Below are 11904 nucleotides of genomic sequence, written 5' to 3'. Positions count from 1 at the left end.
TTCAGATGGAAAGGACCGGCTTGAAGACCCGCAGCCACTTGGGCGCGGGCAGGCCCCAGCGAGTCTGGATGGTTTGGGCACGCTCGGCAAGCGCCTCGCGCTTGGGCCGGCTGGGCTGGCGCTGCGCGAGCACCACCGTGTTGCCCTCGCGCGTCGGCTTGAAGGCCCAGACCGCGTCGGCGCCGAAGACGGCCTGGATCTTCTCGAGGCTGCGCTCGTAGCTCGACGAGCGGCCGAAGAGGTTGACCGTCATCGCGCCGTCCTCGGTGAGCAGCGCGCGGCAGTCGGCATAGAAGTCCTCGCTGTCGAGCACGGGCGCCGCGGCCTCGTGGTCGTAGAGGTCGACCTGCAGCGCATCGACCGTGCCCTGCCATTCGGGTCGGCGGATCTCCTCGGCCGCGTCGGCGATCACCACGCGCAGCTTGGCGTCGTCGGGCGGCAGCTTGAACCAGCCGCGGCAGGCCGACACCACCTGCGGGTTGAGCTCGACCGCGGTGGTGCGCATGCGCAAGGTCTTGCGGCAGAACTTGGTGAGCGTGGCCGCGCCCAGGCCGAGCTGCATCGCATGGCGGTTGCCGATGCCGGTGCCGTCGACGAACAGCAGCCAGGCCATCATGCGCTGCACGTACTCGAGCTCGATCTCGTAGGGCGCGTCCAGCTTCATCGAGCCCTGGACCCATTCGGTGCCCAGGTGCAGGTAGCGGATGTCGCCCCAGTCGGAGAAGTTGACCTCGGGCAGTTCGGCGGGAAGGCGGGAAGTGGATTGCTTGCGTGCGGCCATCAGACCAGTCCATGGACAGAGAAGACCTCGCGCCATGCGGCGAGCTTGCGCTCGAAGCTCCACGACGCATTGGCCGGGCTGGTGGAAGGCAATTGGTAAACCGGCACGCCCAGGGTTCGGGTGTGCCGGGCGTGCTTGAAGCTCTCGCCGCCGTTGTGGGCCACGGCCGCCAGCTTTGGCAGGTGCAGCGCCGCGATGTCGTTGGGCACGGCCGCGCGGATCGCCGAGTCGAGGCTGCCCTCGCGCTCGCAGGCCGCATAGACGTCCCACACGCCGAGGCCGTGCGCCAGCAGCCAATCGCTACGCTTTTGATAGCTATCGACTCCCGTGGGGAGCGGGTCGTGGGGCCACAGGGCTTGCAAGATTTTCCAGAACTGGTTTTGCGGGTGCGCATAATACTGCCGCTGTTCCAGCGATCTCGCGCCCGGAAAGCTGCCGAGGATCAACACCACGGTGGCGGGCGAGACGATCGGTGCCAGCCCCGTGAGCACGGCGCCCGCTGCCGCAACGGCGGGTTTCGCCGCTGCTCGTTTGTGAATGGGGGCGCGGTCGGACCGGGTCGAAGGTTTTTGGGGTTTGGATCGAGTCACCGCGCCTGTACCGGAGGATGGAGATTCATGAACACGGAAGCCGTCTGGACTTTTCTCAGTACGCAAGGCGCCGATTTTGGCCTCAAGGTGCTCGGCGCGATCGCCGCCTGGCTGGTGGGCCGCTGGTTGATCGGATTCGCGCTGCGCTTCGTGCGCGTCGGCCTCGAGCGCGGCCGGCGCGTCGATCCGACGCTGAGCCACTACCTGGTGTCGATCCTCAGCGTGCTGCTGAACATCGTGCTGATCCTCGCGATCCTCGACATGTTCGGCGTCAAGACCACCTCCTTCGCGGCGCTGCTCGCGGGCGCGGGGCTGGCGATCGGCACCGCCTGGGGCGGGCTGCTCACGCACTTCGCGGCCGGCGTGTTCCTGCAGGTGCTGCGGCCGTACAAGGTGGGCGACTACGTGACCATCGGCGGCGTGAACGGCACGGTGCAGGAGCTCGGGCTGTTCGGCACCACGCTGATCACGCCCGACAACGTGACCGCCACGGTGGGCAACAACAAGGTGCTCTCCGACACCATCCAGAACTTCAGCACCCTCGCCTTCCGGCGCGTCGACACCACGGCCAAGGTGGCCAACGGCGTGGACGTGAACCAGGCCATCGAGCTGCTGCGCCAGGCGGTGCAGGCCATCCCCAACGTGGCGACGCAGCCGCCGCCCGACGTGGAAATCCTGCAGTTCACGCCCGAGGGCCCGCTGCTGGCGGTGCGGCCCTACACCCACACCGACCACTACTGGCAGGTCTACTTCGACACCCACAAGGCGATCGTGAAGACCTTCGGCGCGGCCGGCTACCCGACGCCCGAGACGCCGGTGCTGCATCGCACGGTGCCGGACACGGCACCCAAGCCGGCCTGAGCGGGCCCAAAAGAAAACCCGCCGAGGCGGGTTTTCGTTGCGGTCGCGGCGCGACGGCCTGCCTGCTTACTTCTTGGCGGCTTCGTTCTCGGCCGTGCCCGGGATCTTCTCGCCGATGGCGTGACCCGTGCTGCGCATGCCGTCGGCCGTCTTGTGGCCGGCGTTCTCGACCACTTCACCGGTCTTGGTGGCGGCCTTCTTGGTGGCGTGGGTCGCCTTCTTGGTGGTTTTCTTGGTCGCGTCCCAGGTCTTTTCGGCGCCCGACTCGGTCGCGTTGGCGGCCTTCTTGGTCGTGCGCTTGGTCGCGTCCCAGGCCTTCTCGGCGCCGCGCTCGGTCGCGTTCACGGCGCGCTTGGTGGTGTCCTTGGTCGCGTCGTAGGCGTCCTTGCCGGCTTCCTTCACCTTCTCGGTGGTCGAGGGTTCGGCCGTCGCGGGCGCGGTGGTCTGTGCCACGGCGGAGATGCCCACGGCACCGAATGCCAGTGCGAGCACGACGGGAAGGGTGCGAGCGAAAGTTGCTTTCATGGATGAACTCCTTTTCTTGGATGAAATGCTGGGAGCCGGTGTCGTTCGACATCGGTGACGAAGGTCGTCACCCCTGTCCAACGAAGCTCCACGGTTCAAGGATGACAGCAAATGCAGGCCTGGAAAGCACTTGGACCCAAGTCAAGGCATTGGCCTACGACCTGAGTAAGGACCCCTCCGACAGGTCCAGCAGACTTTGGAGCTTCGGCATCGCTTCGATGGCATTTCGCGTGGTTTTTTCGGCCAGTTCATCGACCCCGATGCCGCGCAATCGAGCCACCACGTCGGCGATGCGCGGCAACTCGCCGGGCTCGTTGCGGCCCTGCGCCTCGCCCGCGTCGCGCTGCGCCTGCGTGCGGTAGAGCCAGTGCGGCTGGATGTCGGGCGCGTCGGTCTCCATCACCAGCGCCTCGATCGGCAAGGTGGCCGCGAGCCGGCGCAGTTGCAGCGCGCGCTCGAAGGTCACGGCGCCGCCGAAGCCCAGCTTGAGCCCGAGCGCGATGCAAGCTTGCGCCTGCTGCTCGCTGCCGTTGAAGGCATGCGCGATGCCGCGCCACGGCTGCCCGCCGGCAGTCTGCCGCAGATGCTTGAGCACCTTGTCGACCGAACGCCGCACATGGATCAGCACCGGCAGCCCGTGCTTGCGCGCCAATTGCAACTGAGTGTGAAAGAAGTGCTGTTGCTTGTCGTCGTCGAGGTGCTCGACGAAGTAGTCGAGCCCGATCTCGCCGACCGCCACCAGCCGCGGGTCGTCGCGCCTCGCGCCCAGTTCGGCGTCGAGCAGGGCCAGGTCCTCTTCCTTCGCATCGCCCGTGCACAGCGGGTGGATGCCCAGCGCATAGGCGTCGCCCTGGCGCTCGGCCAGCTCGCGCACGGTCGTGAAATTGAAGGCGGCCACGGCCGGGATCACGCACAGCGCGACGCCGCGCTCGGCCGCGCGGGCGCGGATCCCGGGCATCTGCGCACCGAACTCGGGCGCGTCGAGGTGGCAGTGGGTGTCGACGAAAAGAGCCATCGCGTCATGATGCCCGAAGGGATGCAAGGCAGAAGAAAGCGTGCTACCGTGCTTTTCATCACGCCCATCGCGTGACACCCACCACGCGACAGCCTTTTGCCGGAGGTGAACCCATGCGCAGGCCCGCCATGTACAGCCGCTCGCCACGCACGCCGATCGAGTCCGACGACGGGGCCTCCGGGCAGGTCGCGGCCGATCCCGTGGCGCCGCAGCCCGCCGCCACGCGCGAGCGCTGGCAACCCGGGCGCCGCAGCTTCGCGCTGCTGAGCCTCGCTCTGTGCGCGGCCCTCGCGGCCGGCGGCGCGGCCTGGTGGCAGCGCGGCAATGCGCGCCAGCTCACGCAGAAGGACATCGACGCGGCCGTGCTGCGCACGCTGCAGACCAACACCCTCCCCTCGCCCGCCGCCAAGGCCGCCGACATCGTGCGGCCCTCGGTGGTGCGCGTGGTCGGCTACGGCCCCGAGAAGGCCACGCCCGAGGCCAAGACGCAGAAGCGCGGCCGCAACATGGCCAAGGGCAAGTCGCCCGAGGCACCGGCCGACGACGGCCCGCCGGGCCAGGTCGAGCGCGGCGTGGGCACCGGCGTGGTGATCGTCGACAAGGGCGTGATCCTCACCAACCTGCACGTGGTCGCGGGCTCCGAGACCATCAAGGTGACCTTCGCCGACGGCCTGGAGGCGCCGGCCGTCATCACCGGCGTGCAGCCCGAGAACGACCTCGCGGTGCTGCAGGCGCAGAAGATTCCCGACGACCTGATTCCCGCCGTGATGCGCTCGACCGCCGACCTGCGGCCCGGCGACCAGGTGGCCGCGGTGGGCTTTCCCTTCGGCATCGGCCCCTCGGTGTCGGCCGGCGTGGTGTCGGGCCTCAAGCGCTCGTTCCGCTCGCCCGAGGGCAAGCAGGAGCTCGGCAACCTGATCCAGTTCGACGCGGCCGCCAACCCCGGCAATTCGGGCGGCCCGCTGGTCAACATGGACGGCGAGGTGCTCGGCATCGTCACCGCCATCCTCAATCCCACGCAGCAGCGCACCTTCATCGGCATCGGCTTCGCGGTGCCGATAGAGAACGCCGCCTCGGCGGCCGGTTCGCCACCGTTCTGACCCCCTCTTCCTTTTTTCGACCCAGAAAGAGCCCCGAATGAGCAGCACCGAGACCTCCTCCTTCGCCACGCCCGCCAGCACCGCCGAGCTGATGGAGCAGATCCTCTACCAGGTGAAGCGCGTGGTGGTGGGCCAGGACCGCTTCCTCGAGCGCGTGATGGTCGCGATGCTCGCGGGCGGCCACCTGCTGGTCGAAGGCGTGCCGGGCCTCGCCAAGACGCTGACCGTGAAGACGCTGGCCGACACCGTGCAAGGCCAGTTCAAGCGCATCCAGTTCACGCCCGACCTGGTGCCCTCCGACCTCGTGGGCACGCGCATCTACAACCAGAAGACCGGCGACTTCAGCACCTCGCTGGGCCCGGTGTTCGCCAACCTGCTGCTGGCCGACGAAATCAACCGCGCGCCGGCCAAGGTGCAGAGCGCGCTGCTCGAGGTGATGCAGGAACGCCAGGTCACGATCGCGGGCGAGACGCACAAGGTGCCGCGCCCCTTCCTCGTGATGGCCACCCAGAACCCGATCGAGACCGAGGGCACCTATCCGCTGCCCGAGGCGCAGGTCGACCGCTTCATGATGAAGGTGCTGGTCGACTATCCGACCGACGAGGAGGAGTTCGTGATCGTGCAGCGCGTGATCGGCCCGCCGGTCGAGGCCGTGCCGGTCGCCACCACCGAGCAGCTCGCGGCGCTGCAGGCCGAGGCGCGGCGCGTGTACGTCGATCCCTCGCTGATCCAGTACGCGGTGAAGCTGGTCTCGGCCACGCGCACGCCCGACAGGCACGGGCTCAAGGACATGGGCCGCTTCATCACCTTCGGCGCCAGCCCGCGCGCGAGCATCAGCCTGACCGAGGGCGCGCGCGCCCTGGCGCTGCTGCGCGGACGCAGCTACGCGCTGCCCGAGGACATGACGGCGCTGGTGCCCGACGTGCTGCGCCACCGCGTGACGCTGTCCTACGAAGGCCTGTCCGAGGGGCTGACGCCCGACGGCCTGATCGAGAAGATCATGCGCGCGGTGCCCGCACCGCCGAAGCCGCTCGAGCACGAGAAGCTCGCCGCCTGAACCCGGATCACCCCACACGACCCGCCATGAAGAAAAGCTGGTGGCGCAAGGCCCCCGAGGCCGCCGCGAACGACGAACGCCCCGCGCTCGAGGCGGGCGGCGCCGAGCGCGCCCTGCGCCGCCTCGAATGGACCGTGATCCGCCGCCTCGACGGCCTGCTGCAGGGCGACTACCGCACGCTGATGCGCGGCACCGGCCTCGACCTGGCCGACCTGCGCGAATACCAGTTGCACGACGACGTGCGCCACATCGACTGGAACGTCACGGCGCGGCTGCAGACGCCGCACGTGCGCGTCTTCACCGAAGACCGCGAGATGTCGGCCTGGTTCGTGCTCGACCTCAGCCGCTCGGTCGACTTCGGCTCGGGCCTGAAGGCCAAGCGCGAGATCTCGGCCGGCTTCGTCGGCGTGCTGGCGCGCCTGCTCACGCGCCACGGCAACCGCGTCGGCGCGCTGGTCTACGGCCACGACCTCGAGGCCGTGATCCCGCCGCGCAGCGGCCGGCGCCATGTGCTGCACCTGCTGCATGCGATGGAGCGCCGCGCCGACCAGGCCGACAAGGCGCCGCCGCAGAAGGGCATGACCCGGCTCGACGACCTGCTGAAGTCGGCCGCCACCCTGATGCCGCGCCGCTCGACCGTGTTCGTGGTGTCCGACTTCCTGAGCGAGCCCGGCTGGGAGAAGCCGCTGGGCCAGCTGGTGCAGCGCCACGAAGTGGTGGCCGTGCGCCTGTTCGACCCGCTCGAGCTCGACATGCCCGACCTGGGCCTGGTGCCGCTGCGAGATGCCGAGACCGGCGAGCAGCTCTGGGTCGACACCCACGATGCGGGCTTCCGCCGCCGCTTCGCGCGCATCGCCCGCGAGCGCGAGGATGCGCTGCGCGGCGCGCTGGCCCGCGCCGGCGTCGACACGCTGGAGCTGTCGACCGCCGACGACCTGGTCGAGGCGATCGTGCGCTTCGCCGACATGCGCAAGCGGCGCGTGCGCACTTCGGGTGCCTCGCGTCCTGTAAAGGCGGTGGCCGCATGACGACCATCGGGTATATCGAGTTGACGTTGGCGACGACGAGCGCGAGGATTTCGCCGTGACCTTCCTCTGGCCCCAATTCCTCTGGCTGCTGCTGGCGCTGCCGCTGCTGGTGCTGCTCTACCTCTGGCTGCTGCGCCGCAAGAAGAAGCTCGCGGTGCGCTACGCCAGCCTCTCGATCGTGCGCGAGGCGATGGGCACCGGCCAGAGCATCCGGCGCCATGTGCCGCCGTTCCTGTTCCTGCTCGCGCTGGCCGCGATGCTGGTGGCCGCCGCGCGGCCGATGGCGGTGGTGATGCTGCCGTCGAACCAGCAGACCATCATCCTCGCGATGGACGTCTCGGGCAGCATGCGCGCCGCCGACGTGCTGCCGAACCGGCTGGTGGCGGCGCAGGATGCCGCCAAGAGCTTCATCAAGGACCTGCCGCGCAACGTGAAGGTCGGCATCGTCGCCTTCGCGGGCAGCGCGCAGGTGGCGCAGCTGCCCACCACCAACCACGACGACCTCGTGACCGCGATCGACAGCTTCCAGCTGCAGCGCGCCACCGCCACCGGCAATGCCATCGTGGTGTCGCTCGCCACCCTGTTCCCCGAGGCCGGCATCGACGTCTCGCAGTTCAGCGCGCCGAGCCGCCAGCGCGGCGTGGCCATCGACCAGGCCGACAAGCCGGCCAAGGAATTCACGCCGGTCGCGCCGGGCTCCTTCACCTCGGCCGCGATCATCATGCTGACCGACGGCCAGCGCACCACCGGCGTCGACCCGCTCGACGCGGCCAAGGCCGCGGCCGATCGCGGCGTGCGCATCTACACCGTGGGCATCGGCACGGTCGACGGCGAGACCATCGGCTTCGAAGGCTGGTCGATGCGCGTGCGGCTCGACGAGGAAACCCTCAAGGCCGTCGCCAGCAAGACCCAGGCCGACTACTTCTATGCCGGCACCGCCGCCGACCTCAAGAAGGTCTACGAGACGCTGAGCTCGCGGCTCACGGTCGAGAAGAAGGAAACCGAGATCTCGGCGCTGTTCGCGCTCGGCGCCGCGGTGCTCACGCTGCTGTCGGCCGGGCTCTCGCTGCTCTGGTTCAACCGGATTCTCTAGGGCGGCGCCCTCTCAGGCTTTCGCCATTCCCTCGATCCCCGCGAGCACCTCGCGCAGGATTTCCTCGGACAGCGCCTCGTCGTTCATCGCGCGCGCCAGCACCAGCCCGCCGGTCATCGCCGCCACCGCGCGGATCGCGTCGCCGCGCGCGTCGGCGTTCTTGCGCGTACGCCAGGGAAAGAACTTCGCGAAGCGCTCGATGCTCGCCTTCATGTGCGCGGTGAGCGAAGGCGCGGTGACCTGCTTCTGCGCCGTCTGGGCCGAGAAGGCCGCGAGCAGGCAGCCGTCGCCGGGCGCATCGCGGTGCGACACGCTGAGGTAGGCGCGCACGTAGTCGACCATGCCGTTGGGCAGCTGGGTGGCGGCGTCGAGGTCGGCGAGCGAATGCGCCGACGCATGGTCGACGCACTCGGCCATCAGCGCTTCCTTCGAATCGAAGTGGTTGTAGAACGGGCCGTGCGTGAGGCCCGTGGCCTTCATGATCTCGCTCACGCTCACGCCGCCGAAGCCGCGCTCGCGGAACAGGCGCGAAGCCTCGCCCAGGATCTTCTGATGCTTTTCGGCGGTTTCCGCTGCGGGGTATCGCATGTGACCTCATCCTCTTTCCGGGTACTTCCAGACCCTGGTTGACGCTATTCATGATAGGCATCATGCTTCGCACCGTCAAACATGATCACCATCATGCTTAACGACGAAGGGCCTTTGGAAGCGGTCGCCGACCGCGCGGGCACCCCGACTTCTTTTTTGGAGAACGACATGAGCGAGCAAGCGAACAACACCTCCGCCCACCCCGGCACCGCGGTGGTGACCGGCGCCTCCGCCGGCCTGGGCCGGCTCTTCGCCGACCGGCTGGCGCGCCGCGGCCACGACCTGCTGCTGGTGGCGCGCCGCGGCGACCGCCTCGACGAAGCCGCCAAGGCGCTGCGCAGCCAGTACGGCGTGACGGTGAACACCCTGGTGGCCGACCTCGGCGCCGCCGCCGACCTCGAGCGCGTGGCGCAGGCCATCGCCGCCGATGCCTCGATCACGCTGCTGGTCAACAACGCCGGCACCTCCACGCTGGCGCCGGTGCTCGCGACCGCGCCCGCCTCGGCGCAGTCGATGATCGACGTCAACGTCACCGCGCTGGCGCGGCTGAGCCTGGTGGCGCTCGCGGGCTTCAAGGCGCGCGACCGCGGCACGCTGATCAACATCGGCTCGGTGCTGGGCTTCCACACGCTGCCGATCAGCAGCATCTACAGCGGCACCAAGGGCTTCGTGCTGAACTTCACGCGCGGCCTGCAGGAGGAAGTGGCGGGCAGCGGCGTGCGCGTGCAGCTGGTGCTGCCCGCAGCCACCGCCACCGACATCTGGGAGCTGTCGGGCGTGCCGGTCACGAACCTCGATCCCGCGCACGTGATGACGGCCGAGCACTGCGTCGATGCCGCCATCGCCGGCCTCGACCTCGGCGAGCCGATCACCATGCCCTCGGTGGACGACTACGCGCCGCTGTTCGCGGCCTACGACGACGCGCGCGCCCAACTCTTCGGCGCCTCGCAGAACGGCACGCCGGCCACGCGCTACGCCGGCGCGGCGCGCTGAAGGTCCGCGCCCTCAGGCCGCCGGCTTCGGCTTCTTCTTCGCGCGTGCCGGCGGCGCTTTCACGGCGCCGATGCCGCCGAGGAACAGGTCGGCCACCACCGGCGCGATCGAGGCATGGTCGAGCTGGCCGCCGGGCTTCATCCAGGTGAACATCCAGTTGATCATGCCGAACAGCAGCATGGTCAGCGGCTTGGCGAGGTCGTCGCTCGGCGTGCCCGGGCGCAGCGCGGCCACCGCGCGCGCGAAGCCCGCGACCACCTCGCGCTCCTTGTCGAGCACGCGCTCGCGGTCCTCCTCCTCGAGGAAGCGCACGTCGTCGGTCAGCACGCGGTGCGCGTCCTGCGCGCCCGCGTACTCCTCGACGATGCGGTAGATGAAGCGCCGCAGCCGCTCCTCGTCGGTCTGCGTCGAGGCCTCCTCCTCGGCCACCAGCGCCGCCAGCTTGGAGACGTGCGTCTCGGCGATGCTGATCAGCAGGCTGCGCTTGTCCTTGTAGTAGTGGTAGAGCGTGGCCTTCGAGAGGTTGCAGGCCTCGGCCACCTGGTTCATCGAGGTGGCCGGGTAGCCCTGGCGCGCGAACAGCCGCGCGGCCCGCTCGAGGATGAGCTCGCGCTGGTCGTCGTAGCTGGCGGATCTTCCTCTGGGCATCGGTGTTCTTTCTGTTCTGGCGTTGAGAGGGTGTGACGGGCAGCGCGCGATCCTAGCTGCGCCTGGTCGCGATCAGCGGCTTGACGTCGATCGCCGGCAGCCGCGGCCGCCCGGCCTCGACCTGCGCCAGCGGCTCGACCTCGCGCATCGTCGCGAGGCTGCGCACGGCGAGCGCCTGGTAGACCTGCGTGCCCTCGAGCTTCCACGCGATCTCGGCCTCGCTCAGTTCTCTTTTCACGCGCGCGGGCATGCCCGCCACCAGCGTGCGCGGCGGCACCTTCATGCCGGCCGGCACGAAGGCGCTGGCGGCCACGATGGCCTTCTCGCCGATCTCGGCCTCGTCCATCACCACGGCATTCATGCCCACCATGGCGTCGCGCCGCACCACGCAGCTGTGCAGGATCGCGCCATGGCCGATGTGGCCGTTGACCTCGATCACCGTGTCGTTGTCGGGAAAGCCGTGCACGCAGCAGTTGTCCTGCAGGTTCGAGCCCTCCTCGAGCACGATGCGGCCGAAATCGCCGCGCAGGCTGGCGCAGGGGCCGACGTAGCAGTTCGGGCCCACGATCACGTCGCCGATCAGCACGGCGGACGGATGCACGTAGGCGGTGGGGTCGACGACGGGGATCACGCCGTCGATGGCGTAGCTGGGCATGGGTGCGGTCTCCTGTGGGGTGCCGGTCCTTCGTCTCGCGATTCAGGGTTTTCCCTGAATGCTTTGGACTTGTGCCGGATTCGTTCGCCATCCTAAAATCTACCGAACGGTCGGTCAATAGTAATTGACCCGAAGTCATCCCCCCCACAGATGAGAGACAAGCCCATGTCGGAACCCCTGGTCCTCGTCGGCAATGCCGGCGCCGTCCGCACACTGAGCCTCAACCGCCCCGCGGCGCTCAACAGCTTCACGAGCGAACTGCACGCCGAACTGCTGGCGGCGCTCGAAGCGGCGGCCGCCGATGCCGAGGTGCGCTGCGTGGTGCTGACCGGCGCCGGTCGCGCCTTCTGCGCCGGCCAGGACCTCGCCGACCCGATGGTCGCGCCCGACACCACGCCCGGCGCCGCGCCCAAGGACCTGGGCCACGTCATCGAGAAGCTCTACGGCCCGCTGGTCCAGCGCATCCGCAGCATGCCCGTGCCCGTGGTCGCAGCGGTCAACGGCGTGGCCGCCGGCGCCGGCGCCAACCTCGCGCTGTGCTGCGACCTCGTGCTCGCCGCGCGTTCGGCGAGCTTCATCCAGGCCTTCACCAAGATCGGCCTGGTGCCCGACACCGGCGGCACCTGGCTGCTGCCGCGGCTCGTGGGCCCGGCGCGCGCGCTGGGCATCGCGATGCTCGGCGACAAGCTGCCGGCCGAGGAAGCCGCGCGCATCGGCCTGATCTGGCAGGTGGTGGACGACGCCGCGCTGGCCGACGCCGCCGCCGCGCTCGCGGGCCGGCTCGCCGCCATGCCCTCGCGTGCGCTGGTCGCCACGCGCGCCGCGATGAATGCCGCCCAGACCATGGACCTCGACACCGCACTGGCCGAGGAGGCCCGCCTGCAGCGCGACCTCGGCGCCGCCAACGACTACCGCGAAGGTGTCGAGGCCTTCCGCGCCAAGCGAGCCCCCGTCTTCAAGGACCGCTGAG

The 11904-nt window shown here is 69.4% G+C and carries 14 protein-coding genes; 7 read left to right on the top strand and 7 right to left on the bottom strand.

The window, feature by feature from the left end:
* Position 1: 1 nt before the first annotated feature.
* Together AC07PU_RS29090 and AC07PU_RS29085 are read right to left on the bottom strand one after the other, a co-directional pair.
* A complete protein-coding gene (locus tag AC07PU_RS29090; protein WP_296781379.1) occupies positions 2-781 on the bottom strand; it encodes a class I SAM-dependent methyltransferase in 780 nt (259 codons plus the stop codon).
* On the bottom strand, positions 781-1272 hold the full coding sequence (locus AC07PU_RS29085) for a DNA-deoxyinosine glycosylase (protein ID WP_431511836.1): 492 nt from the start codon (positions 1270-1272) through the stop codon (positions 781-783). The genes AC07PU_RS29090 and AC07PU_RS29085 overlap by 1 nt, the downstream gene beginning before the upstream one ends.
* A gap of 126 nt (positions 1273-1398) precedes the next feature.
* Here AC07PU_RS29085 and AC07PU_RS29080 point away from each other — a divergent pair, with 126 nt between their 5' ends.
* On the top strand, positions 1399-2232 hold the full coding sequence (locus AC07PU_RS29080; protein WP_495321816.1) for a mechanosensitive ion channel family protein: 834 nt from the start codon (positions 1399-1401) through the stop codon (positions 2230-2232).
* Between the two features lie 66 nt (positions 2233-2298).
* Here AC07PU_RS29080 and AC07PU_RS29075 read toward each other — a convergent pair whose 3' ends face one another.
* Positions 2299-2757 (bottom strand): hypothetical protein, encoded by a 459-nt coding sequence (locus tag AC07PU_RS29075; protein WP_495321815.1) that lies wholly within the window; start codon positions 2755-2757, stop codon positions 2299-2301.
* A 154-nt stretch (positions 2758-2911) separates the two neighbouring features.
* Positions 2912-3772: a TatD family hydrolase gene (locus AC07PU_RS29070; RefSeq protein ID WP_495321814.1), complete on the bottom strand. Its 861-nt coding sequence runs from the start codon at positions 3770-3772 to the stop codon at positions 2912-2914.
* A 113-nt stretch (positions 3773-3885) separates the two neighbouring features.
* Between AC07PU_RS29070 and AC07PU_RS29065 the strand changes: the two genes are divergently transcribed.
* From AC07PU_RS29065 to AC07PU_RS29050, 4 genes are read left to right on the top strand one after another with little or no spacing between them, the layout of a single operon-like run.
* Positions 3886-4872: a S1C family serine protease gene (locus AC07PU_RS29065; RefSeq protein ID WP_495321813.1), complete on the top strand. Its 987-nt coding sequence runs from the start codon at positions 3886-3888 to the stop codon at positions 4870-4872.
* Positions 4873-4909: 37 nt separating this feature from the next.
* The gene (locus AC07PU_RS29060; protein ID WP_093351739.1) at positions 4910-5929 is read left to right on the top strand and encodes an AAA family ATPase; all 1020 of its coding nucleotides are present in this window, start codon (positions 4910-4912) and stop codon (positions 5927-5929) included.
* Between the two features lie 26 nt (positions 5930-5955).
* Positions 5956-6957, top strand: coding sequence for a DUF58 domain-containing protein (locus AC07PU_RS29055; protein WP_203204706.1), 1002 nt, complete (start codon positions 5956-5958; stop codon positions 6955-6957).
* A 55-nt stretch (positions 6958-7012) separates the two neighbouring features.
* Positions 7013-8050, top strand: coding sequence for a VWA domain-containing protein (locus AC07PU_RS29050; protein WP_093351744.1), 1038 nt, complete (start codon positions 7013-7015; stop codon positions 8048-8050).
* Positions 8051-8062: 12 nt separating this feature from the next.
* On the opposite strand, the gene AC07PU_RS29045 is transcribed toward AC07PU_RS29050, so the two are convergent.
* Positions 8063-8638 (bottom strand): TetR/AcrR family transcriptional regulator, encoded by a 576-nt coding sequence (locus tag AC07PU_RS29045; protein WP_296791712.1) that lies wholly within the window; start codon positions 8636-8638, stop codon positions 8063-8065.
* A 168-nt stretch (positions 8639-8806) separates the two neighbouring features.
* On the opposite strand from AC07PU_RS29045, the gene AC07PU_RS29040 reads away from it, so the two are divergent.
* The gene (locus AC07PU_RS29040; RefSeq protein ID WP_495321812.1) at positions 8807-9631 is read left to right on the top strand and encodes an SDR family NAD(P)-dependent oxidoreductase; all 825 of its coding nucleotides are present in this window, start codon (positions 8807-8809) and stop codon (positions 9629-9631) included.
* Between the two features lie 12 nt (positions 9632-9643).
* Here the strand turns inward: AC07PU_RS29040 and AC07PU_RS29035 are convergent, their stop codons facing one another.
* Positions 9644-10279: a TetR/AcrR family transcriptional regulator gene (locus tag AC07PU_RS29035; RefSeq protein WP_093351752.1), complete on the bottom strand. Its 636-nt coding sequence runs from the start codon at positions 10277-10279 to the stop codon at positions 9644-9646.
* Between the two features lie 52 nt (positions 10280-10331).
* Positions 10332-10934, bottom strand: a complete 603-nt coding sequence (locus AC07PU_RS29030; RefSeq protein ID WP_261210036.1) for a phenylacetic acid degradation protein PaaY — start codon at positions 10932-10934, stop codon at positions 10332-10334.
* A 165-nt stretch (positions 10935-11099) separates the two neighbouring features.
* On the opposite strand from AC07PU_RS29030, the gene AC07PU_RS29025 reads away from it, so the two are divergent.
* The gene (locus AC07PU_RS29025) at positions 11100-11903 is read left to right on the top strand and encodes an enoyl-CoA hydratase-related protein (RefSeq protein ID WP_296781387.1); all 804 of its coding nucleotides are present in this window, start codon (positions 11100-11102) and stop codon (positions 11901-11903) included.
* Position 11904: the final 1 nt, after the last annotated feature.

The organism is Variovorax sp. GW821-FHT10D07 (genome assembly GCF_059415325.1).
This window is presented reverse-complemented; position numbering and strand designations above follow the sequence as displayed.

Excerpts from the sequence above, each read along its gene's own strand:
- AC07PU_RS29090 (WP_296781379.1), bottom strand. The coding sequence starts at position 781 with ATGGCCGCACGCAAGCAATCCACTTCCCGCCTTCCCGCCGAACTGCCC.
- AC07PU_RS29070 (WP_495321814.1), bottom strand. The coding sequence starts at position 3,772 with ATGGCTCTTTTCGTCGACACCCACTGCCACCTCGACGCGCCCGAGTTC.
- AC07PU_RS29035 (WP_093351752.1), bottom strand. The coding sequence starts at position 10,279 with ATGCCCAGAGGAAGATCCGCCAGCTACGACGACCAGCGCGAGCTCATC.
- AC07PU_RS29055 (WP_203204706.1), top strand. The coding sequence starts at position 5,956 with ATGAAGAAAAGCTGGTGGCGCAAGGCCCCCGAGGCCGCCGCGAACGAC.
- AC07PU_RS29065 (WP_495321813.1), top strand. The coding sequence starts at position 3,886 with ATGCGCAGGCCCGCCATGTACAGCCGCTCGCCACGCACGCCGATCGAG.
- AC07PU_RS29030 (WP_261210036.1), bottom strand. The coding sequence starts at position 10,934 with ATGCCCAGCTACGCCATCGACGGCGTGATCCCCGTCGTCGACCCCACC.
- AC07PU_RS29075 (WP_495321815.1), bottom strand. The coding sequence starts at position 2,757 with ATGAAAGCAACTTTCGCTCGCACCCTTCCCGTCGTGCTCGCACTGGCA.
- AC07PU_RS29025 (WP_296781387.1), top strand. The coding sequence starts at position 11,100 with ATGTCGGAACCCCTGGTCCTCGTCGGCAATGCCGGCGCCGTCCGCACA.
- AC07PU_RS29060 (WP_093351739.1), top strand. The coding sequence starts at position 4,910 with ATGAGCAGCACCGAGACCTCCTCCTTCGCCACGCCCGCCAGCACCGCC.
- AC07PU_RS29040 (WP_495321812.1), top strand. The coding sequence starts at position 8,807 with ATGAGCGAGCAAGCGAACAACACCTCCGCCCACCCCGGCACCGCGGTG.
- AC07PU_RS29080 (WP_495321816.1), top strand. The coding sequence starts at position 1,399 with ATGAACACGGAAGCCGTCTGGACTTTTCTCAGTACGCAAGGCGCCGAT.
- AC07PU_RS29045 (WP_296791712.1), bottom strand. The coding sequence starts at position 8,638 with ATGCGATACCCCGCAGCGGAAACCGCCGAAAAGCATCAGAAGATCCTG.